This window comes from Streptomyces sp. NPDC005925 (assembly GCF_040638805.1).
GTDB lineage: Bacteria > Actinomycetota > Actinomycetes > Streptomycetales > Streptomycetaceae > Streptomyces.
On the sequence record NZ_JBEXVL010000001.1, the window covers coordinates 293,726 to 315,764 of the forward strand.

A 22,039-nucleotide genomic window follows, 5' to 3' on the forward strand; every position below is an offset into this window, starting at 1 on the left:
GGGACGGTGGGCGGCACGCCCGCCCGGCCCGGCCACGGACCGAACCGGGGACCTGAACCCGTTCACCGACCGGACCCGAACCCGGGACCCGCCCGGCGGACCCGGACCCGGATGCTCCGGACCGGGCAGTGCGGTGGCGCGGGCGCCAGGGCACGGACCGGCCGTGTTCACCCGCCCGGCCTACCCCGCCACCCCGTCGGCCTGCGCAAACGTACGTGATCTTGGCCTCCCCGCCGCCTCGTGCGGCACACTTGACCGCATGGGCAGTCCCGATCCACCCGGGGCGCTGCGGAGCCGGTTCCCGCGGAGTCCGAGAAGCGCGGCGTCGGCTCGGAGTCTGGTCGCGGACGCGTTGGGCGCGTGTGCTCCGGACGTGGTCCACACGGCCCGGCTGCTGGCGGGTGAGCTGGTGACCAACGCGCTTCTGCACGCCGCCACCGAGGTCGAGGTGGCCGCCTGGACCATGAACGGCAGGGCCTGTGTGCGGGTCGGCGACCACCGGCCGAGCCGCGCGCCGGTGCCGCACGACCTGCCGCCGTACGCCGGTACGGGCCAGGGGCTCGCCCTGGTGCGGCGGCTGGCGTCGCGGCACGGCGTGGAGAGCGACGCGTGCCGCAAGACGGTGTGGTTCGAACTGTGGCCCGAGGGTCCGCCGGCGCCGCCGTCCGAGCCGCCCTCCGAGTGGCGCTCCCCGGCGGCGTCCACCACGGACGACGCGACCCGCGAGACCGTGACGCTGGTCGACGTGCCGGCCGCGCTCTGCTCGGCGTCCCTGCAGCACCGGCACGCGCTGCTGCGCGAGGTGCTGCTCGCCGTGGCGGGCGGAACGGACCTCGGGGTGGCGCCGGAGGACCTCGCCGTCGCGCTCGACACCAACAACGTGATCAGCGCCTGCGTCACGGCGGCACTGCTGGAGCAGCCGTCCGGCACGGACATGCGCGCCCTGCCCCTGGTGCTGCCGGCGGACACCGCCCCCGAGGTACGCACCCTGCGGCGGGTACTGGACGCGGCCGAGCGGGCGGCCCGGGAGGGGGCCCTGCTGACGCTGCCCGCACTGCCCCGTGTCCGGTTCTTCCAGGAGTGGCTGTTCGACCAGATCGTCGGCCAGTCGGCGGGCGGGCGGCCCATGGCGTGGACGCTGGTGCCGCGCGTCCCGGGAGCGGGACCGTCGGAGCTGGCGCCGTGGGACGCCGCCCACGCGCGGACCGGCCGGACCCCGACCGTCGCCGCGGACGAGAGCAACCGCATCGTCGCCGTCAACGGGCCCGCGGCCGAACTGCTCGGCTGGCACGCCGACGACCTGGTCGGGCGGAAGCTGACCACGCTCATCCCCGAACACCTGCGGGAACGGCATCTCTCCGCCTTCACGTCCCTGCTGCTGACCGGCGAGTCCCGCATCGTGGACCGGTCGGTTCCGCTGCCCGCGCTGCACCACGACGGCCACCACATCCCCGTCCGGCTGTTCGTGCAGACGCAGGAGATGGCCGACGGGCGCACCGTGTTCGTCGCCCAGCTCACTCCGAGGGCGGCGGCGTCGCCCGAGATCCAACCGACGCCCCACGTGCCCAGCAGGCAGAGCCCACCGCGCCCGGATCCACCCTCATCGACGACTGCGGCGGAACACCCGGCCCACACGGAACACCCCGCGGCCGAGGCCGGCATGTCCGCGCTGGACCGGCTCTCCCTCCTGGCCGAGACGAGCGGGACGCTGAGCACCACCATGGATCTGGAGGAAGGGCTCCGGACCGTGGGCCGGCTCCTGACGCGGCGGCTGGCCGACTGGTGCGCGGTGGACCTGCTCACCGAGGACTCCCAGGTGGACCGGGTGTGTGTGGTGCACCGCGAGCCCGGCGAGCTGCGCCCGGAGACGTACGAGGGCAGGCTGCCGCCGGTGGACGAGACGACGCGCGGGCCCCTCGCACGCGTCCTGCGGGGCGCGGGCCCGCTGCTGCTCCCCCAGACGTTCCCGAGCCAGGCCGCGGGCCGGCTGGACGCCGGGTACCGGCAGCTGTTCCGGCACCTCGACGCCACCAGCGCGATCGTGGCGCCGCTGCGGGCCCGGCGGGAGATCGTGGGCGCGCTGACGGTGGCCCGGACGGGCGGACGGCGGCCGTTCGGCGAGGAGGACCTGTCGCTGGTCGACGACCTGGTCCGCACCCTCGCGCTCGGCGTGGACAACGCCCGCCTCTACCAGGACACCCGACACGTCGCCGAACGCCTCCAGCGGTCCATGCTGCCCGTCCTGCCGGACATCCCGTACCTGGGGCTGGCCGCCCGCTACGCCGCGTCGTCCACGACCACGCAGGTCGGCGGCGACTGGTACGACAGCTTCCTGCTGCCCAGCGGGCACCCGGCGCTGGTCATCGGTGACGTGACCGGGCACAACCTCGACGCGACGATCGCCATGAGCCAGCTGCGCAGCATGCTGCGGGGTATCGCCGTCGACCGGCAGGAGCCCCCGGAGACGGTGCTGCGCCGCCTGGACCTGGCGAATCACACCCTGTACCGGGAGGCCACCGCCACCTGCATCTACGGCCTGCTGCGGGGCGGCGACACCGGCCCGTGGGAGCTGGACTGGTCGTCCGCCGGGCATCTGCCACCGCTGCTGACCGCCGCCGACGGCGGCACCCGCTACCTGTCGGAGGGCTCGGGCCTGCTGCTCGGCATGGACCCGGAGGCGGCACGGCAGCGGGCCACGTGCGCCGTACCGGCCGGTTCCACGCTGCTGTTCTTCACGGACGGGCTTATCGAGCGGCGCGGCGAGCACCTCGACGAGGCGCTCGACCGGCTGCGCGGGCGGACCGCCGACCTGGCGCGGGAGCCGCTGGACGTGTTCTGCGACGAACTCCTGATCGGCCTCGGCGCGGACAACGACGACGACATCGCGATCCTCGCGGTGCGCGTCGAGCCGCAGGACGGCTGACGCCCGTCCCGCGCACCGGTCCGCGTCCGATTCCTTCAAGACCGCCCGCCGGGGCGCCTCCTACGGTGGCCCCATGAGTGCACGATTCGATGCCGTGGGCCTGGTCGTCTCCGACATGGCCGCTTCCGTCGCCTTCTACCGCCGCCTCGGGTTCGCCTTCCCGGAGGGGTCCGAGGTGCTGCCGCACGCCGAGGCCGCACTGCCCGGCGGGCTGCGTCTGCTGCTGGACACCGAGGAGACCGTGCGGTCCTTCCACCCCGCCTGGCGTCCCCCGCGCGGCGGCGCCCGCGCCTCGCTGGCCCTGCGGTGCGACGACCCGGGCGAGGTGGACACGGTGTACGCGGACCTGGTGGGCGCCGGCTGCCACGGGGAGCGGGCTCCGTGGGACGCCGTGTGGGGCCAGCGGTACGCCGTGGTGCTGGACCCCGACGGCAACGGCGTGGACCTCTTCGCCCCGCTGCCGGCAGCCCCGTGAACCCGCCTTCCCCCTCTACCGGCGGCCCAGCAGCCGGCAGGGCGTGAGGCCCGTCAGGTCGCGCACGTCGCGGGCGAGATGGGCCTGGTCGGCGTATCCGGCGCGGGCGGCCGTCGTGGCCAGGGGGACCCCGGACCGGGCGAGGGCGAGGGCTCGTTGCAGGCGCCGTACCCGCGCCAGGGTCTTGGGGCCGTAGCCGAAGGCGGTCAGCGAGCGGCGGTGCACCTGACGTGCGGTGAGACCGAGTTCGTCGGCTACCGCGGCCACGGGGCGGCCCGCGTCCAGGCCGGTCACGAGGTGCCGCAGCAGCGGGTCGGGGGTGTCGGCCCCGGTCTCGCGGGCCAGGCGCAGCGCGAGTTCCTCCAGGCCGGTCGCCGGGTCGTCGGCCGCGTTCACGCCGGCGGTCAGGCGCCGTACGAGGGGCGTCGGCCACAGGTCGCCGAGCGGCAGCCGCCGGTCGCGCAGCTCGTGGGCGGGTACGCCGAGGAGGGAGGGCGCGGTGCCGGGGAAGAAGCGGACACCGGCCCAGGCGCCGGGCGTCCCGTCGGTGACATGGGCGCGGGTGTCGGGCCCGGCGACCAGCAGGGCGCCCTGGTGCTCGCTCCACAGCAGGTCCATGCAGCCGTCGGGCAGGACACGCCCCGGCCCGGCCGGGTGGCTGGTCCACAGGACCGCCCCGGTCAGCCGGGCCGCCCGCTCGGTGTACACGCGGCCAGGCTACGCGCGCCCACCGGCCCGCCGGCCGTCGGCCGGCCGGCGTCACTTCTCGTCGTGGGGCGGCCCGGTCCCGTGGCGCGAGGCGCTCCTGGCGTGGGTGCGCAGGCGGGCGGTGACGTCCTCGGGGGGCAGGAAGCGGGACCAGCGCTCGGGGAACTCGGACGGCATGTCCGGGTCGCCTCCGCTGTCGGCGGCGGCCGCCGTCCGCGCGACGTATTCGGCGACCTGCGCCTGCCGCAGCCGTTCGTTCGCCTCGCGGGCGGCGGCGGTGGCCGCGGCGGGCCAGACCCGGTCGATCGCGGCGTTGACGGCGGCGCCCACGAGCACGGCGAACGCGGACACGCCGATCCAGAGCAGTACGGCGACGGGTGCGGCGAGCGAGCCGTAGATGGTGGGGCCCTCGACGGTGCTGGTGAGGTAGATGCGCAGCAGGGAGCTGCCCAGTACCCACATGCCGAGGGCGACGAGCGCGCCGGGCACGTCCTCGATCCACGGCGAGCGCACCGGGACGGACACGTGGTACAGCGTCGTCAGGAAGGCGATCGACAGGAGGATCACCACGGGCCAGTACAGGATCTGCACGACCGTCGTCGACCAGGGCACGATCCGGACGACGGCGTCGGGCCCGGCGACCATCAGGGGCAGCGCGATCGAGCCGATCAGCAGCGCCACGATGAACAGCAGGAAGGCCAGCAGGCGGGTGCTGACGATGCCGCGGACGCCGTCGAGGCCGTACATCACGGTGATCGTGTCGATGAAGACGTTCACCGCCCGCGAGCCGGACCACAGCGCGAACAGGAAGCCGAGGGAGATGATGTCGGGCCGGCCGCCCTTCATCACGTCGTGCAGGATCGGCTCGGCGACCTGTTCGACACCCCGGTCGGACAGCACGGTGTGGGCGGCTTCGAGGATGTTCTTCTGGAGGCTCACGATGGTGTCGGCGCCGGTCCAGGCGTCGACGTAGCCGAGCAGTCCGATCATGCTGAGCAGCAGGGGCGGCACCGACAGCAGCGTGAAGAAGGCGGCCTCGGCCGCGAGGCCCAGGATGCGGTACTCGATGCACGAGTTGACGGTGTCCTTCAGCAGCAGCCAGGCGGTCCTGCGCTTGGAGACGTTCCGGTAGAGCGCGCGGGCTCGGTGGAGGCGGCCGGAGGGCCTGTCGGGGGTTTCACTTGCTGGCTGCACGCCTTAACGGTATCTGCCACGCGAGGCCCCGTTCATCCACCGGCCCCGGCTCCGTCCGCCCGGCCCGCCCGCCGTGTCACTCTGGTGACCTCCGACGTGCCGAGGGATAGGTTCGCAGACATGCCAGGCAGCACCCACAGCGTGACCAACCAGGCTCCGCCGCTGGTCGGATACGACGTCTTCGCCGCCGACCGGCCCCTGACGGAGGCGGTCGGACGGCACCTGGACCCGGCGGTGCTGGACGAGGCGCGCGGCGAGTTGTCGGCGCTGGGGCGGTCGGCGGGGTCGGCGCAGGTGCGGGAGTGGGCGGCGCAGGCCAACGACCACCCGCCCGTGCTGCGCACCCACGACCGGTACGGGAACCGTGTCGACGAGGTCGACTTCCATCCGGCGTGGCACCGGCTGCTCGGCAAGGGCGTGTCGGCGGGGCTCACGTCGGCGTGGACGCGGCCGGGCGGGCATGTGCGGCGCGCGGCCGGGTTCCTGGTGTGGACGCAGGCCGAGGCGGGCAGCGGCTGCCCGCTGTCGATGACGCACGCGGCGGTGCCCGCGCTGCGCACGGACCCGGCGCTCGCCGCCGAGTGGGAGCCGCGGCTGACGTCCACGATCTACGAGCGTGAGCTGCGGCCCGCCGGACGCAAGCCCGGTGTCCTGTTCGGAATGGCCATGACGGAGAAGCAGGGCGGCAGCGACGTACGGGCGAACACCACGGCGGCCCGGCCGCTCGCCGAGGACGGCACGTACGGGCTGACCGGGCACAAGTGGTTCTGCTCGGCGCCCATGTCGGACGCGTTCCTGGTGCTGGCGCAGGCGCCGGGCGGGCCGACGTGCTTCCTGGTGCCGCGGGTGCTGGCGGACGGCACGCGCAACGTGTTCCTCCTGCAGCGGCTGAAGGACAAGCTGGGCAACCGGTCGAACGCGTCGGCGGAGGTCGAGTTCGACGGCACCTGGGCGCGCCGGGTCGGCGAGGAGGGTCGCGGGGTGCGCACCATCATCGGGATGGTGGCGGCGACCCGGCTGGACTGTGTGCTGGGCTCGGCGGGTCTGATGCGGCAGGCCGTCGCGCAGGCCGTGCACCACTGCGCGCACCGGGAGGCGTTCGGCGGGAAACTCGTCGACCAGCCGCTCATGCGCAACGTCCTCGCCGATCTGGCGCTGGAGTCGGAGGCGGCGACGACGCTCGCGCTGCGGCTGGCCGCCGCGTACGACGACGGCGGCGAGCAGGAGCGGGCGCTGCTGCGGCTGGCGCTCCCGGCCGCCAAGTACTGGGTGACGAAGCGGTGCGCGCCGGTCGCGGTCGAGGCGGCGGAGTGCCTGGGCGGCAACGGGTACGTCGAGGAGTCGGGGCTGCCGCGGCTGGTGCGGGAGTCGCCGCTGAACTCGGTCTGGGAGGGTGCGGGCAATGTGCAGGCGCTGGACGTGCTGCGGGCGCTCGGCCGGGAGCCGCAGGCCCTGGACGCGTATCTGCGGGAGGTGGGTCTGGCGCGCGGCGCGGACCACCGTCTGGACCGGGCGATCAGGGACCTGCTGACGGAACTCGCGGACCTGGCGGGTGTGGAGGCGCGGGCGCGGCGGCTCGCGGAGCGGCTGGCGCTGGTGCTGCAGGGTTCGCTGCTGGTGCGGTTCGCGCCGCCGGAGGTCGCCGACGCGTTCTGCGCGTCCCGGCTGGGCGGCGACGGCGGCGCGGCCTTCGGGACACTGCCGCACACCCTGGACCTGGCGTCCGTGGTGGACCGGGCCCGCCCGGAGAGCTAGGGGGTGTCCGTCCCGGTGTCGCGGGGGTGGTGCTGCGCCGACACGGCACCACCCCCGCCGCACTGGCCCTTTCAGGCCACGCGCGTCGCCGGGGCGACGCGCTCAGTTTCCGGGACCGTACGGGTGCCCCACCAGGGTTGCGGAAGGTTGCAAGTTAGTTGCCACTGTGAGTGGACCCGGTGCTTCCGCCCGTCCGGGACGGCACTATGAGACAACCAGTCAGGGAAGGCTCACCCCCTCCGCCTTCCCCGTTCTTCCTTCGCTCTACTTCACGGGAGGACCAGTGGCGCTCACGTCGGCGGACGTGGCTCGGCTCGCCGTCGTCGACGCGACCCGCGCGGCCCGGGTACTCAGCGAGGTCCGCTCCGCGGCGCTCTCCGGCCGGCCGACCCCGCTCCCGCCGCGCCCGGTGATCGGCCAGTCCTGGGAGCGGGTGCTGCGCGGCGGTCTCGACCCGGATCACCCCTGCAGAGTCGCGCCGCTCGGCGCCGACGAAGTACGGCGGCGGCGCGAGACGTCCCCGCTGCGCCACGTCCTGCCCGTGCTGCGCGAGGGCCTCGTGTCGGTCGCCGACCTCACCCGGCACATCGTGGTGGTGGCCGATTCGGACGGCCGGGTGCTGTGGCGGGAGGGCAGCACGCCCGTCCTGCGCAAGGCCGACGTGATCGGCTTCGACGTGGGCGAGGACTGGGGCGAGCACGTCGTCGGCACCAACGGTGTCGGCACCGTCGCCGTGACCCGCCGTCCGGTCCAGGTGTTCGCCTCCGAGCACTTCACCCGCTCACACACCGGCTGGACCTGTGCCGGGGCGCCCATCACGGACCCCCGGGACGGCCGGCTGCTCGGCGTGGTGGACGTGAGCGGGCCGCTGGACACGATGCATCCGGCGACGCTGGCCTGGGTCGACTCGGTGGCCAAGCTCGCCGAGGCGCGGTTGCGGGAGCTGCACGTCGGGTCGCTGGAACGGCTGCGGGCGGTGGCGGCGCCGGTGCTGGCCCGCATCGGGGGCCGCGCGCTGGTCGTGGACCGGGACGGCTGGACGGCGGCGGTGACGGGGATGCCGTACACGGAGCGGATCGCACTGCCCAAGTCGCCGACGGCGGGCCCGCGCTGGCTGCCGGCGCTCGGGCTGTGCTCGGTGGAGCCGATGGCCGGCGGCTGGCTGGTGCGGGTCGAGGAGCAGCCGGTGCGGCACGGCGTCACCCGGATGGTGCTGGACCTGCGCCGGCAGCGCCGCTGGTCGCTGGAGGTGGCGGGCAGCGCGGGTTCGTTCCGTCATGAACTGAGTCCCCGGCACGCAGAGCTGCTGTTCCTGCTGGCGACGCATCCGGCGGGGCGCAGCGCGTCGGGGCTCGCCGAGGACATGTTCGGCGACCCGGCCCGCACGGTGACGGTACGGGCCGAGATGTCGCGGATCAGACGGTATCTCGGAGGGTTTCTGGAACACCGGCCGTATCGTTTCTGCGACGGGGCGGAGGTCGAGATCCTGTTCCCGGACGATCCGGCCGGCCTCCTCCCCCACTCGACGGCCCCGGCGGTCGACCGCCACCGCACCGGGAGGACGCGTGGCTGAACCGGCCCGCGGAACCGCCCCGATGACGCGGGGCCGGACCCACTACGCGGAAGTGAGACGCCCTCACGGCAGCGATCCGCTCCGCACCCCGGGCGCACCGAGTCGCCGGACCGACACCCGGTCAACTCCGGCCTCGGTGGCCGAAACAGACCGGACGGGCGGCTTGGCCGGAGGGCCCGATGCCGCATCCTTCCCCCAGACAACTCCCGCATCTGCCGCATATGTTCGGGCGTTCGTCTCCGGGCCGCCCGGTCTGTCGTAGCATCCGAGTCCGGGCCGACCCACCCGTCTCACGCACCATGGGGACCGCCCGGCGCAGTTGGCCCGCATCGGGAGGACGGCATGAAGCAACGTGGCAGACACCGTCGGCGCAGGCGTGGCCGTGTGCTGCGCGGCGTCCTGTCAGGTGCCGCCTTCGCACTGACGGCCGCGGCGACCATGATCAGCGCCTCGCAGGCCACGGTCGCCGAGTATCCGGGCGCCGCGAAGGCCACGGTCGCCAAGCCCCCCGCCCCGCACCCGCTGACCGCGGTCGCCGAGACGGGCGCGCTGCGCCTCACGGAGCACCCGACACCCCCCGCGGCCGGCCGGCTCGCCTCCGCGCTGGGCCGCCCCGTCGGAGTGGGCGCCGTACTCGCCGAGGCCGACCGCGCCCTGCGCGAGAAGGCCCGCTGCACGGCCCGCGAGCGGGCGGCCCTGCCCGTCTCTCCCGCGGCCACCCGCGCCTACTGCTGGGACGACGCCGACACGGCGGGCTGGCGGCCGGGGGCCGTCACCACCTCCGGCGACGCGGACGACGACGGCCGCTGGGGCGAGAACCGCGTGATCCTGTCCGCCTGGAGCCGGGAAGCGCCCGCGGGCCGGACCCCCGGACGGGGCGCCACGGCGCGCGGGGGCCTCGCCCGGGTCGCCTTCGTCGACGCGAACGACCCCCAACACCTCGCCTACACCTGGGTGCTGCTCGCCGCCCCCTCCCCCGACGGCCGCGACCTGCGCGGGCTCGGCTCTCCGGTGTCCGGGATGGTCTGGTACCAGAACAAGCTGCTCGTCACCGCGGGCCGCGCGGACCGCGCCGCACTGTACGTGTACGACGTGGAGCACATCCGCCGCGCCGGCCCCGGCTCCCGCCCCGCTCCCGGTTCCGGCGCCGCGGCCCGGGTCGCCGACGACGCGTCCGCGCACGACTGCCGTTTCATACTGACGCCGATCGCGTCCTACCGGCTGTCCGGCGGCGCCGACGCACCGCGCCCCGACAGCGTCTCCCTGGACCGCAGCACGGTCCCGGACAGCCTGGCGGTGACCGACCGGGTCCCCCTGGGCGACAAGGGGGAGCGCGAGGGCCGTACCCGGCTGTGGCGCTACCCGTTCAGCGGGGACCCGGACCGCCCGGGCCTGCTGGAGACCGACGCGGCCGGGTACGTGCGGGCCGGCGAGGCGTACGAGAGCAGGGTGACCGGCGTCCAGGGCGTGCTGTCGCACCGCGCCACCTGGTACCTGGGCCGGCCGGCCCGGACCGGGCAGGGACACGGCGCGCTGTGGCGCCAGGACACCGAGGACGCCCACCCCGTCCGCTGCGGCACCGACCGGACCCGGCGCTGCTGGAGCGCCCCGGCCACCTCGCTGTCCCACTGGGAGAGCACGGGCGAGGTCTGGTCGCAGTCGTCCGGCGCCCTGTTCGCGGTCCCGCTGGCCTCCCTCGCGAAGCCCTGAGCCCGGGCATCCCGCGGCCCTCGATCGACAGATTCCCGACCGGGATGATTCTCTGGCCGGCATGACTCGCATCGTCGTGACCACCTGGTCCCTGGAGCAGACCGCTCCGAGCGACCTGCTGCCCGCCGCCGCACCCGAGGGCGATGTGCGGATCGTGCGCGCCGAAGTGCCCTCCCCGGAGTTCAGCCGCTTCCTGTACGCGTCGGTGGGCGGCGACATCCGCTGGATCGACCGGCTGGGCTGGACGTACGCACGGTGGCGGGAGTACCTGGAGCGGCCCGGCGTGGAGACGTGGGTGGCCTACGACCGCGGCACGCCCGCCGGGTACGTGGAGCTCGATGCGCAGGACGCCGGTGTCGTCGAGATCGCCTACTTCGGTCTGATCCCCGCCTTCCGGGGCCGCGGCATCGGCGGGCACCTGCTGTCGTACGGCACCGCGCGCGCCTGGGACCTGGCCGAGCGCCGGCCGGGGCTCGCTCCGACGAAGCGGGTGTGGCTGCACACGTGCAGCAAGGACGGCGAGCACGCCATGGCGAACTACCTGCGCCGGGGCTTCACCCTGTTCGACACCCAGGTCGAGGACGAAGCGGACGGCCCTACTCCGGGTCCCTGGCCCGGCGCCCAGCCGGCCTGACCGGCCCGGCAAGACCACTCGCGCGACGTGTGACCAACGACACCCGCATCTCGCAGCGCGAGACAATGTGGTCCACATACTGGAAGATGCTGGACTGGTTCCAGATCGCCGTGCCACGCTTCCGTCATGTCCGGAACTGGAATTGCCTTGGTGAGTCGGCGGCACGTCGACCTCGGCCGCATGTCCAGCGCCATCTGTCCGGCGCGCTGACGCACCGCCCCCGCCCCCGAGGCCACGGGTTCCAGCAGCGCCGACACCTCTTCTCTCTCGTTCCCGCGCAATGACGCGCACGTATGCCCATACACACATGTGCGCACGTCAAAGCCGATGTCCACGCCTGTCCCGGAGGACGTATCCACCATGGCCGCCACCCCGCAGAAGCCTGCCGCCGCGACTCCCCGCCGCAAGGTGAGCCGTCACCGCGGTGAGGGCCAGTGGGCTGCGGGGCACTTCACCCCGCTGAACGGCAACGAGCAGGTCAAGAAGGACGACGACGGTCTCAATGTGCGGACACGCATTGAGACGATCTATTCCCAGCGCGGTTTCGACTCGATCGACCCCGCCGACCTGCGCGGCCGCATGCGCTGGTGGGGGCTCTACACCCAGCGCAAGCCCGGCATCGACGGCGGCAAGACCGCCGTACTGGAGCCCGAGGAGCTGGACGACGAGTACTTCATGCTGCGCGTCCGTATCGACGGCGGGGCGCTCACCACGCGGCAGCTGCGCGTGATCGGTGAGATCTCGCAGGAGTTCGCCCGCGGCACGGCCGACATCACCGACCGGCAGAACGTCCAGTACCACTGGATCCGGATCGAGGACGTGCCCGAGATCTGGAACCGGCTGGAGGCCGTCGGGCTGTCCACCGTGACCGCCTGCGGCGACACCCCGCGTGTCATGATCGCCTCCCCCGTGGCGGGTATCGCCGAGGACGAGATCATCGACGGCACGCCGGCGCTGGAGGAGATGAAGCGCCGCGTCCTGAACAACCCCGCGTACTCCAACCTCCCCCGGAAGTTCAAGACCGCCGTCTCCGGGTCGCCGCTGCTGGACGTGGTGCACGAGATCAACGACGTCGCGTTCGTCGGCGTACGCCACCCCGAGCACGGGCCGGGCTTCGACGTGTGGGTCGGGGGCGGGCTGTCCACCAACCCCAAGCTGGGCGTACGGCTCGGCACCTGGGTGCCGGGCGACGAGGTCCCCGACGTCTACGAGGGCGTCCTCTCGATCTTCCGCGACTACGGCTACCGGCGGCTACGCAACCGCGCCCGGCTGAAGTTCCTGGTCGCCGACTGGGGCGCGGAGAAGTTCCGGCAGGTGCTGGAGGACGAGTACCTGAAGCGGAAGCTCGTCGACGGCCCCGCCCCCGCGCAGCCCGTGCAGCAGTGGCGCGACCACATCGGCGTCCACCGCCAGAAGGACGGCCGCTTCTACGTCGGGTTCGCGCCGCGTGTCGGCCGCGTCGACGGCGCCACCCTGACGAAGATCGCCGACCTGGCGGAGGCGCACGGCTCCGGCCGGGTGCGGACCACCGTCGAGCAGAAGATGATCGTCCTCGACGTCGAGGAGGGCCAGGTCGACTCGCTGGTGGACGGCCTGGAGGCACTGGACCTCACCGCCCGGCCGTCCACGTTCCGGCGCGGCACCATGGCCTGCACCGGCATCGAGTTCTGCAAGCTCGCCATCGTGGAGACCAAGCAGCGCGGCTCCCGGCTGATCGACGAACTCGAGCGCCGTCTGCCGGACTTCGACGAGCCCATCACCATCAACCTCAACGGCTGCCCGAACGCCTGCGCCCGTATCCAGGTGGCGGACATCGGTCTCAAGGGGCAGCTGGTCGTCGACGAACGGGGCGAACAGGTCGAGGGCTACCAGGTGCACCTGGGCGGCGCGCTCGGCCTGGAGGCCGGCTTCGGGCGCAAGGTGCGCGGCCTGAAGGTCACCGCCGACGGTCTGGCGGACTACATCGAGCGCGTCCTCAAGCGGTTCGAGGCGGAGCGCGACGAGGGCGAGCGGTTCGCCGCGTGGGCGGCGCGCGCCTCCGAGGAGGCCCTGTCATGAGCGAACGGGCGGCACCCTTCTACTGCCCCTACTGCGGCGACGAGGACCTGCGGCCGGGCGGACAGGGCCACGGCGCGTGGGAGTGCGCGGCGTGCAATCGGGCCTTCCGGCTGACGTTCCTGGGGCTGCTGGCCCAGGGACTGAGGCGACCGGACGCGGGAGGGACAGGGGCAGCATGACGGCCATTCGGGAAGAACGAACGTCCGGGGAACTGAAGGCGCTGGCCGAGCAGGCGGGCCGCGACCTGGAGGACGCCTCCGCGGCGGAGATCCTCACGTGGGCGGCCGACACGTTCGGGAAACGATTCTGCGTGGCGTCCTCGATGGAGGACGCGGTGGTCGCCCACCTCGCCTCCCGCGCCATGCCCGGCGTGGACGTGGTGTTCCTCGACACGGGCTACCACTTCGAGGAGACCATCGGTACCCGGGACGCGGTCGACGCCGTGATGGACGTCCGCGTCATCACGCTGACGCCGCGGCAGACGGTCGCCGAGCAGGACGCCGAGTACGGCCCCGAGCTGCACGACCGCGACCCCGACCTGTGCTGCAGGCTGCGCAAGGTGCGACCCCTGGAAGAGGGCCTGGCCGGCTACCTCGCCTGGGCGACCGGGCTGCGCCGCGACGAGTCGGAGACCCGGGCGAACACCCCGGTCGTCGGCTGGGACGACCGGCGGCAGAAGGTCAAGGTGTCCCCCATCGCCCGCTGGACGCAGGACGACGTGGACGCCTACGTCGCCGAGCACGGCGTGCTGACCAACCCGCTGCTGACGGACGGCTACGCCTCCGTCGGCTGCGCCCCCTGCACCCGGCGGGTGCTGGAGGGCGAGGACGCGCGCGCCGGCCGCTGGGCGGGCCGCGCCAAGACCGAGTGCGGGCTGCACGGATGACGCCGGCTCAGGCGTACCGGACGCCCCCCGCACCCCAGACGACTCAGACGACTCAGACGACTCAGGAGACCGACGTGACGACCGGAGCCACCGTCTGGCTCACGGGTCTGCCGAGCGCCGGCAAGACCACGATCGCCCGCGAGCTGGCCGGCCGGCTGCGCGAGGAGGGCCGGCGCGTCGAGGTGCTCGACGGCGACGAGATCCGCGAGTTCATCTCCGCGGGCCTCGGCTTCGGCCGCGAGGACCGGCACACCAACGTGCAGCGCATCGGCTTCGTCGCCGAACTGCTCGCCCGCAACGGCGTCACGGTGCTGGTCCCGGTGATCGCGCCGTACGCCGACAGCCGCGAGGCCGTCCGCACGCGGCATCGGGCGAACGGCACCGGCTACCTCGAGGTGCATGTGGCCACGCCCGTCGAGGTGTGCAGCGAACGCGACGTGAAGGGCCTGTACGCCAAGCAGGCCGCGGGTGAGCTGACCGGGCTCACCGGCGTCGACGACCCGTACGAGGCGCCCCTCTCGCCCGACCTGCGCATCGAGTCCCAGAACCAGACCGTCCAGGAATCCGCCGCGGCGGTGTACGCCCTGCTCAGCGAAAGGGGACCGGCATGACGACCGTCGCCACCGTCACCGAGGAGACCGGCAGCCCGTACGCCCTGTCGCACCTGGACGCGCTGGAGTCCGAGGCGGTGCACATCTTCCGGGAGGTCGCCGGCGAGTTCGAGAAGCCGGTGATCCTGTTCTCCGGCGGCAAGGACTCCATCCTCATGCTGCACCTGGCGCTGAAGGCGTTCACGCCGGCGCCGGTGCCGTTCGCGCTGCTGCACGTCGACACCGGGCACAACTTCCCCGAGGTCCTCGACTACCGCGACCGCGCGGTCGAGCGGCACGGGCTGCGGCTGCACGTGGCCTCCGTGCAGGACTACATCGACCGCGGTGTCCTCAAGGAGCGCCCGGACGGCACCCGCAACCCGCTGCAGACGCTGCCGCTCACGGAGAAGATCCAGAGCGAGGGGTTCGACGCCGTGTTCGGCGGCGGGCGGCGCGACGAGGAGAAGGCCCGCGCGAAGGAACGGGTGTTCTCGCTGCGCGACGAGTTCTCCCAGTGGGACCCGCGCCGCCAGCGCCCCGAGCTGTGGAACCTGTACAACGGCCGGCACGCGCCCGGCGAACACGTCCGGGTCTTCCCGCTGTCCAACTGGACCGAGCTGGACGTGTGGCAGTACATCGCCCGGGAGAACATCGAACTGCCCGGGATCTACTTCGCGCACGAGCGCGAGGTGTTCCGGCGCGGCGGCATGTGGCTGACCGCGGGCGAGTGGGGCGGCCCGAAGGACACCGAGCCCGTCGTGACGCGGCAGGTCCGTTACCGCACCGTCGGCGACATGTCCTGCACCGGCGCCGTCGACTCCGACGCCGACACCATCGAGAAGGTGATCACGGAGATCGCCGCCTCCCGGCTCACCGAGCGGGGCGCCACCCGCGCCGACGACAGGCTCTCCGAGGCCGCGATGGAAGACCGCAAGCGCGAGGGGTACTTCTAACCATGAGCACGACCACCACCGAGGAACTCTCGGCGACCACCCTGCTGCGGTTCGCCACCGCCGGTTCCGTCGACGACGGCAAGTCCACGCTGGTGGGCCGCCTGCTGCACGACTCCAAGTCGGTCCTGGTGGACCAGCTGGAGGCCGTGGAACGCGCGTCGGCCGGCCGGGGCCAGGAGACTCCCGACCTCGCCCTGCTCACCGACGGCCTGCGCGCCGAGCGCGAGCAGGGCATCACCATCGACGTCGCGTACCGCTACTTCGCCACGCCCCGGCGCCGGTTCATCCTCGCCGACACCCCGGGTCATGTGCAGTACACGCGCAACATGGTCACCGGAGCGTCCACCGCCGAGCTGACGGTGATCCTGGTCGACGCACGCAACGGCGTCGTGGAGCAGACCCGCCGGCACGCGGCCATCGCCGCGCTGCTGCGCGTCCCGCACGTCGTCCTCGCCGTCAACAAGATGGACCTGGCCGGCTACCGGGAGCCGGTGTTCGCGGCGATCGCCGAGGAGTTCACCGCGTACGCCACCGAGCTGGGCGTCCCGGAGGTCACCGCGATCCCCATCTCGGCGCTGGTCGGCGACAACGTCGTGGAACCGTCGTCGCACATGGACTGGTACGCGGGCCCGACCGTGCTGGAGCACCTGGAGTCGGTGCCGGCCGCGCACGACCTGACGCACTGCCACGCCCGGCTGCCCGTGCAGTACGTGGTGCGGCCGCAGACCGCCGAGCTGCCCGACTACCGCGGATACGCGGGTCAGATCGCCGCGGGCACGTTCCGCGTGGGCGAGTCCGTGACGGTCCTGCCGTCCGGGCGGGCCACCCGGATCGCGGGGATCGGCCTGCTGGGCGAGAGCGTCGACGTGGCGTGGACGCCGCAGTCGGTGACGCTGCTGCTGGAGGACGACATCGACATCTCCCGCGGCGACCTGATCGTGCCCAGCAAGGACGCGCCGCCGACCTCGCAGGACATCGAAGCCACCGTCTGCCACGTCGCGGACGCCCCGCTGACCGTCGGCCACCGGGTGCTGCTCAAGCACGGCACCCGTACGGTGAAGGCCCTGGTCAAGGACATCCCGTCGCGGCTCACGCTGGACGACCTGTCCCTGCACCCGCATCCGGGGCAGCTCGCCGCCAACGACATCGGCCGCGTGAAGATCCGTACCGCGGAGCCGCTGCCCGTGGACTCCTACGCCGACTCGCGGCGCACCGGCTCGTTCATCCTGATCGACCCGAGCGACGGCACCACCCTGACCGCCGGCATGGTCGGCGAGTCGTTCGCCTCGCCGGAGCCCGTCAAGGACGAGGCCGACGACGACGGGTGGGACTTCTGAGCATGGACTCCCCCGACGTCTACTCCACGTTCGCGAAGGAGGGCGGCCGCATCGGCAGCGGGGCTCTCGGCAGCGGGCAGGGCGGAGTGGGCCGATGTGTGCGCTGACGTACGCGCACCGCTCGCGCGCCCTCACCCCCCACCGCCGTAGACACCCTGCCGAGCTCCCGGCCACGACCTGAAGAACCGTGACGACCGGGCCGACGAGAGGAACACCTCCCGTGCCAGCCAGCCAAACCGCCCGCCGCACCCTCGCGGTGATCGCCGCGCTTCCCCTGCTCGCCCTCGCCGCCTGCGGCTACGGCTCCGAGGCCGAGGGCGACGACACCGCGAAGGTCGCCGCCGACGCGAAGAAGATCGACGGACTCGGCTCCGTGCGGATCGGGTACTTCGGGAACCTGACGCACGGCACCGCACTCGTCGGCCGGCAGAAGGGCTTCTTCCAGAAGGAGCTCGGCGCCACCGAGGCGAAGTACGCCACCTTCAACGCCGGTCCGTCCGAGATCGAGGCGCTCAACTCGGGCTCCGTCGACATCGGCTGGATCGGCCCGTCCCCGGCGGTCAACGGCTACACCAAGTCCGGCGGCAAGAACCTCCGCATCGTCGGCGGGTCCGCGTCCGGTGGCGTGAAACTCGTGGTGAACCCCGGGAAGATCACGTCGGTCAAGGACGTGAAGGGCAAGCGGATCGCGACGCCGCAGCTCGGCAACACGCAGGACGTGGCGTTCCTCAACTGGGCCGCCGAGCAGGGCTGGAAGGTCGACGCGCAGAGCGGCAAGGGCGACGTCACGGTCGTGCGCAGCGACAACAAGGTCACCCCGGACGCCTACCGGGCCGGGTCGGTCGACGGCGCGTGGGTGCCGGAGCCGACCGCGTCGAAGCTCGTCGCCGAGGGCGCCAGGGTGCTGCTCGACGAGGCGGACCTCTGGCCGGACAAGAAGTTCGTGATCACGAACATCATCGTGTCGCAGACGTTCCTCAGGGAGCACCCGAAGGCCGTCGAGGCGGTGCTCAGGGCCTCCGTGAAGACCAACAGGTGGATCGGCGCCCACCCGGACGAGGCGAAGACGGCCGCGAACGCGCAGCTGAAGACCGACGCGGGCAAGGCGCTGCCGCCCGAGGTCCTCGACCCGGCGTGGAAGTCGATCCGGTTCACCGACGACCCGCTGGCCGCGACCCTGGGCACCGAGGCGGACCACGCCGTCAAGGCGGGCCTGCTGGACGAGCCCGACCTCGCGGGCATCTACGACCTCACCCTCCTGAACAAGGTCCTCACGGCCGAGGGCGGCACGGGCACGGTCGACGACGCCGGTCTCGGCGCGAAGTAAGCCCGGACGAGCAGCCCGCATCCCGAAACAGTCCCCAGGAGGTGACGACCATGGCCACGACCCTCGCCAGGGCCGCCGACGGCACCGGGGCGGCCACGCACGCCGCCCGGATCGAGCACGTCTCGAAGTCGTTCGCCGGGCCCGCCGGGCAGCAGCTGGTGCTGGACGACATCACGCTCGATGTCGCGCCCGGCGAGTTCGTCACCCTCCTGGGGGCCTCGGGCTGCGGCAAGTCCACGCTGCTGAACCTGGTGGCGGGACTCGACAGGCCGAGCGCCGGTGCGATCACCACGGACGGCCGCCCGGCGCTGATGTTCCAGGAGCACGCCCTGTTCCCGTGGCTGACCGCCGGCAAGAACATCGAACTCGCCCTGAGGCTCAGCGGCGTACCCAAGAACGAGCGGCGCGGGCGCGCCGAGGAACTGCTCGAACTGGTCCGGCTCAAGGGCGCGTACGGCAAGCGGGTGCACGAGCTGTCCGGCGGCATGCGCCAGCGCGTCGCGCTGGCCCGCGCCCTCGCGCAGGAGAGCAGGCTGCTGCTGATGGACGAGCCGTTCGCGGCGCTCGACGCGATCACCCGGGACGTGCTGCACGACGAGCTGACCCGGATCTGGCGCGAGACGCGGCTGTCCGTCCTGTTCGTCACGCACAACGTGCGCGAGGCCGTCCGGCTCGCGCAGCGCGTGGTGCTGCTGTCGTCGCGCCCGGGACGCGTCGCGCGGGAGTGGACGGTCGGCATCCCGCATCCGCGCCGCATCGAGGACACCGCCGTCGCGGAGCTGTCCGTCGAGATCACCGAACAGCTCCGGGGGGAGATCCGCCGCCATGGCCAGCACTGACACGACGACCAGGACGACCGGGACGACGGCCACCGGGGACGGCGGGAGCGATCTCGCCGGCCTGGAGGCGGGCCTGGACGCGCTGGAGACGGTGCAGCACGCCCGTACGCCCTTCCGGCAGACGCTCGTGGAGAAGATCCTGCCGCCGGTCAGCGCCGTCCTGCTGGTGCTGCTGGTGTGGCAGGGCCTGGTCTCCTTCGGGATCGTCGACGATCCGACGAAACTGCCCGCCCCGGCCGACGTATGGAACGTGCTCCGGGACGCCTGGCTCGAGGGCGAACTGCTCGGCTACATCTGGACGAGCGTCTCGCGCGGCCTGCTCGGCTTCCTGTTCGCGCTGGCCATCGGCACCCCGCTGGGTCTGATCGTGGCGCGCGTGAAGTTCGTGCGCGCGGCCATCGGCCCGATCCTGTCCGGCCTGCAGTCGCTGCCGTCGGTGGCGTGGGTGCCGCCTGCGGTGATCTGGCTGGGTCTGAACAACTCGATGATGTACGCGGTGATCCTGCTCGGCGCGGTCCCGTCGATCGCCAACGGCCTCGTGTCCGGCGTCGACCAGGTGCCGCCGCTGTTCCTCCGGGCGGGCCGCACGCTGGGCGCCACCGGCCTGAAGGGCACCTGGCACATCACCCTGCCGGCCGCCCTGCCCGGCTATGTGGCGGGCCTGAAGCAGGGCTGGGCGTTCTCCTGGAGGTCGCTGATGGCCGCCGAGATCATCGCGTCCTTCCCCGACCTCGGCGTCGGTCTCGGCCAGTTGCTGGAGAACGGCCGCAACGCCTCCGACATGGCCATGGTCTTCGAGGCGATCATCCTCATCCTCGTCGTCGGCATCGCCATCGACCTGCTGATCTTCAGCCCGCTGGAGCGCTGGGTGCTGCGCAGCCGCGGTCTGCTGGTGAAGGGCTGAGGCACGTCATGCGCGAACCGGTCCTGCTCGTCGTCGCCCACGGCAGCCGCGACCCGCGGCACGCCGCGACCGTGCACGCGCTGGTGCGGCGCGTCCGGTCGCTGCGGCCCGGGCTGCGGGTGGAGACCGGTTTCCTCGACTTCGACGTGCCGTCCGTGCGGGGCGTCCTGGAGTCCCTGGACGCGCAGGGCGTGCGTGATGTCGTGGCGCTCCCCCTGCTGCTGACGCGCGCCTTCCACGCGAAGGCCGACATCCCGGCCGTCCTCGCGCAGGCGCCGCCGCGCCTGCGCATCCACCGGGCGGACGTCCTCGGCCCGTCCCCGCTGCTGCTCACGGCGCTGGAACGGCGCCTGTACGAGGCGGGTCTCACGCCCGCCGACAAGTCCTCGACCGGGGTCGTGCTGGCCTCGGCGGGGTCCACCGACCCGGAGGCGATCGCAGTGATCGCTGACATCGCGCGGGAGTGGCGGCACACCGGTTGGCGTGCCGTGCGGCCTGCGTTCGCCTCCGCTTCCCCGCCCCGCACCGAGGACGCGGTACGCGACCTGCGCGCCCTCGGCTGCGGACGCGTCGCCGTCGCCCGGTACGTCCTGGCCCCCGGCCGCCTGCCGGACCGGATCGCGCGGGGCGCGGCCGGGGCGGACGTCCTCGCGGACGTCCTCGGCCCGGCGCCGGAGGTGGCGCGGGTACTGTTGGAGCGCTACGACGGGGCACGGATGCCCCTGGCGGCGGCAGCGAGCGCCTGAGAGCCGGGGCCGAAGGCCCGGGGCCGCGCGAGGCCGGCTGTCAGTCGTCCCCGTCGTAGAGCGTCCCCTGGTGGAAGTAGAGCTGCCAGCCCTGCTCCGTGCGGCGCCACAGCGAGCTGCGGTGGGCCCGGCGGCCGTCGGCGTCCGTGTCGAAGGTCAGATGGACGAGGCCGGGCGCCAGCCGGACGCCCTTCATACGGGACGCGACGATCGGCGGGCCGCCGGGATCGGTCCCGTCGAGCATCACCATGACCGAGTCGCGGTCCCAGATCCGGCCGGACGCGCCGTGCTCGCGGAAGTCCGGGTGCAGCAGGGCGTCCACACGGCGCCGGTCGCCGCGGACCCCGGGGTCGAGGAGGGCCAGCTCGCAGGCGATGGCGGCGGCCACGGCATCCTCGTCGAGGGCGTCAGGCACGGGTCAGCTCCACGAGTGTGCGGACGGTGTTCCAGTTGCGGGTGGTGGCGATCAGGCCCTTGGTGAGGCGCGGCCTCGCCAGGTGGTCGGCGAGCCTGGAGCGGCCGAGGCCTTCCGGGACGTACAGGTACAGCTCGCGGTCGCCGAGCCGGAACTCCTCGGGGAGGTACGCCGCCCGGTCGATCTCGGCGAAGCGGGCCGCGTCGACCGGCTCCGAGAAGTACGTGACGTGCAGCTGCCGGCCCTCCAGCTCGGCCGCCGGGAAGGGGCACGCCTACGCGACCGCCTTCAGGTAGGCGTGGTCGCGCACGAGGACGTCGACGCCGAAGCCGAAGTGCCGCTCGATCGCCGCCGTGATGTCGGCGGCCAGCGAGGCCTCGTCGCCGCCGGAGGGCGTGAACACGGCCTGCCCGCTCTGGAGATAGGTGCGTACGCCGTCGTAGCCGAGGCTTTCCAGGGCGGCGCGCAGCTGCGCCATCGGGACCTTCTTGCCGCCCACGTTGATGCCGCGCAGCAGTGCCGCGTACGTCGTCGTCATGCGCACACCATAAGTCGGCCGTCGTGCCCCGTGGGGGTGGGCGCGACGGCCGGGTCCGGATGCCGGACTCGGCGAAACTCTCGCCGAACACCGGGCGCGGATCAACCGCTGCACCCGCCTGTGACTTATTCGACACTGATTCAACACGGGTCCGCCATGGGTCATCCGGACCATGGGCTCGCCGGTACGCCGGTACGCCGGTACGCCGATCCGCTGCTCCGCCGGTCCGCCGGTCCGCCGGTCCGCAAAGCTGATCCACCGGCGGTCCACCGGTGCGCACAGTGCCGGTCGGCCGACGGGGCCTCCGGCGCCACGGGGAAGCCGGCGGGAACCCCGAGCGTCCTCCCCCACGGCGCCCGGTAGATGTAAGGGGCCGCCGTCCTCCCCAGTGCGGAGGTGCCGGGGTCCATGGGGAGGACCCGGGCACGCCGTACTTCACCGGACAGCACGAGGAGACGGGTCTGTCCGGCCCAT

The 22,039-nt window shown here is 73.2% G+C and carries 20 protein-coding genes and 1 pseudogene; 17 read left to right on the forward strand and 4 right to left on the reverse strand.

The features are described from left to right. Positions 1 to 259: 259 nt before the first annotated feature. Positions 260 to 2,923: a SpoIIE family protein phosphatase gene (locus tag ABZ354_RS01245; protein WP_358651641.1), complete on the forward strand. Its 2,664-nt coding sequence runs from the start codon at positions 260 to 262 to the stop codon at positions 2,921 to 2,923. A gap of 73 nt (positions 2,924 to 2,996) precedes the next feature. Further along, positions 2,997 to 3,398, forward strand: a complete 402-nt coding sequence (locus ABZ354_RS01250) for a VOC family protein (RefSeq protein ID WP_358651643.1) — start codon at positions 2,997 to 2,999, stop codon at positions 3,396 to 3,398. Between the two features lie 15 nt (positions 3,399 to 3,413). On the opposite strand, the gene ABZ354_RS01255 is transcribed toward ABZ354_RS01250, so the two are convergent. Next, a complete protein-coding gene (locus ABZ354_RS01255) occupies positions 3,414 to 4,106 on the reverse strand; it encodes a helix-turn-helix transcriptional regulator (RefSeq protein ID WP_358651645.1) in 693 nt (230 codons plus the stop codon). A 51-nt stretch (positions 4,107 to 4,157) separates the two neighbouring features. Next, positions 4,158 to 5,300: a YihY/virulence factor BrkB family protein gene (locus ABZ354_RS01260; RefSeq protein WP_358651647.1), complete on the reverse strand. Its 1,143-nt coding sequence runs from the start codon at positions 5,298 to 5,300 to the stop codon at positions 4,158 to 4,160. Between the two features lie 120 nt (positions 5,301 to 5,420). Here ABZ354_RS01260 and ABZ354_RS01265 point away from each other — a divergent pair, with 120 nt between their 5' ends. The 15 genes from ABZ354_RS01265 to ABZ354_RS01335 all read left to right on the forward strand — a co-directional run bounded on the left by ABZ354_RS01265 (position 5,421) and on the right by ABZ354_RS01335 (position 20,612). Continuing rightward, positions 5,421 to 7,055 (forward strand): acyl-CoA dehydrogenase family protein, encoded by a 1,635-nt coding sequence (locus ABZ354_RS01265; protein WP_358651649.1) that lies wholly within the window; start codon positions 5,421 to 5,423, stop codon positions 7,053 to 7,055. Between the two features lie 283 nt (positions 7,056 to 7,338). Next, a complete protein-coding gene (locus ABZ354_RS01270; RefSeq protein ID WP_358651651.1) occupies positions 7,339 to 8,628 on the forward strand; it encodes a GAF domain-containing protein in 1,290 nt (429 codons plus the stop codon). Positions 8,629 to 8,970: 342 nt separating this feature from the next. Then, positions 8,971 to 10,338, forward strand: coding sequence for a hypothetical protein (locus ABZ354_RS01275; RefSeq protein WP_358651653.1), 1,368 nt, complete (start codon positions 8,971 to 8,973; stop codon positions 10,336 to 10,338). A 61-nt stretch (positions 10,339 to 10,399) separates the two neighbouring features. Continuing rightward, positions 10,400 to 10,972 carry a GNAT family N-acetyltransferase gene (locus tag ABZ354_RS01280; RefSeq protein WP_358651655.1) on the forward strand — a complete coding sequence of 191 codons (573 nt, stop codon included), beginning with the start codon at positions 10,400 to 10,402 and terminating at the stop codon, positions 10,970 to 10,972. Between the two features lie 126 nt (positions 10,973 to 11,098). Beyond that, positions 11,099 to 11,182 (forward strand): putative leader peptide, encoded by an 84-nt coding sequence (locus ABZ354_RS01285; RefSeq protein ID WP_310591794.1) that lies wholly within the window; start codon positions 11,099 to 11,101, stop codon positions 11,180 to 11,182. A 150-nt stretch (positions 11,183 to 11,332) separates the two neighbouring features. Then, a complete protein-coding gene (locus ABZ354_RS01290; RefSeq protein ID WP_358652221.1) occupies positions 11,333 to 13,030 on the forward strand; it encodes a nitrite/sulfite reductase in 1,698 nt (565 codons plus the stop codon). Beyond that, positions 13,027 to 13,209 (forward strand): hypothetical protein, encoded by a 183-nt coding sequence (locus ABZ354_RS01295; RefSeq protein ID WP_358651657.1) that lies wholly within the window; start codon positions 13,027 to 13,029, stop codon positions 13,207 to 13,209. Before ABZ354_RS01290 ends, ABZ354_RS01295 begins: the two co-directional genes overlap by 4 nt. Continuing rightward, positions 13,206 to 13,916, forward strand: a complete 711-nt coding sequence (locus ABZ354_RS01300; RefSeq protein WP_358651659.1) for a phosphoadenylyl-sulfate reductase — start codon at positions 13,206 to 13,208, stop codon at positions 13,914 to 13,916. Before ABZ354_RS01295 ends, ABZ354_RS01300 begins: the two co-directional genes overlap by 4 nt. Next, positions 13,913 to 14,527 (forward strand): adenylyl-sulfate kinase, encoded by a 615-nt coding sequence (gene cysC / locus ABZ354_RS01305; RefSeq protein ID WP_358651661.1) that lies wholly within the window; start codon positions 13,913 to 13,915, stop codon positions 14,525 to 14,527. Before ABZ354_RS01300 ends, cysC begins: the two co-directional genes overlap by 4 nt. After that, positions 14,524 to 15,459, forward strand: a complete 936-nt coding sequence (gene cysD, locus ABZ354_RS01310) for a sulfate adenylyltransferase subunit CysD (RefSeq protein ID WP_358651663.1) — start codon at positions 14,524 to 14,526, stop codon at positions 15,457 to 15,459. The genes cysC and cysD overlap by 4 nt, the downstream gene beginning before the upstream one ends. A gap of 2 nt (positions 15,460 to 15,461) precedes the next feature. Then, positions 15,462 to 16,796 (forward strand): GTP-binding protein, encoded by a 1,335-nt coding sequence (locus ABZ354_RS01315; protein ID WP_358651665.1) that lies wholly within the window; start codon positions 15,462 to 15,464, stop codon positions 16,794 to 16,796. A gap of 220 nt (positions 16,797 to 17,016) precedes the next feature. Beyond that, on the forward strand, positions 17,017 to 18,123 hold the full coding sequence (locus ABZ354_RS01320; RefSeq protein WP_358651667.1) for an aliphatic sulfonate ABC transporter substrate-binding protein: 1,107 nt from the start codon (positions 17,017 to 17,019) through the stop codon (positions 18,121 to 18,123). Positions 18,124 to 18,173: 50 nt separating this feature from the next. Continuing rightward, the gene (locus ABZ354_RS01325) at positions 18,174 to 18,962 is read left to right on the forward strand and encodes an ABC transporter ATP-binding protein (protein WP_358651669.1); all 789 of its coding nucleotides are present in this window, start codon (positions 18,174 to 18,176) and stop codon (positions 18,960 to 18,962) included. Then, positions 18,949 to 19,866: an ABC transporter permease gene (locus ABZ354_RS01330; RefSeq protein WP_358651671.1), complete on the forward strand. Its 918-nt coding sequence runs from the start codon at positions 18,949 to 18,951 to the stop codon at positions 19,864 to 19,866. Before ABZ354_RS01325 ends, ABZ354_RS01330 begins: the two co-directional genes overlap by 14 nt. An 8-nt stretch (positions 19,867 to 19,874) precedes the next feature. Further along, positions 19,875 to 20,612 (forward strand): sirohydrochlorin chelatase, encoded by a 738-nt coding sequence (locus tag ABZ354_RS01335; RefSeq protein WP_358651673.1) that lies wholly within the window; start codon positions 19,875 to 19,877, stop codon positions 20,610 to 20,612. Between the two features lie 40 nt (positions 20,613 to 20,652). Here the strand turns inward: ABZ354_RS01335 and ABZ354_RS01340 are convergent, their stop codons facing one another. Further along, on the reverse strand, positions 20,653 to 21,027 hold the full coding sequence (locus ABZ354_RS01340) for a nuclear transport factor 2 family protein (protein WP_358651675.1): 375 nt from the start codon (positions 21,025 to 21,027) through the stop codon (positions 20,653 to 20,655). Continuing rightward, positions 21,020 to 21,565: pseudogene (locus tag ABZ354_RS01345) on the reverse strand (DUF1697 domain-containing protein). Before ABZ354_RS01345 ends, ABZ354_RS01340 begins: the two are co-directional and overlap by 8 nt. Positions 21,566 to 22,039 lie beyond the last annotated feature (474 nt).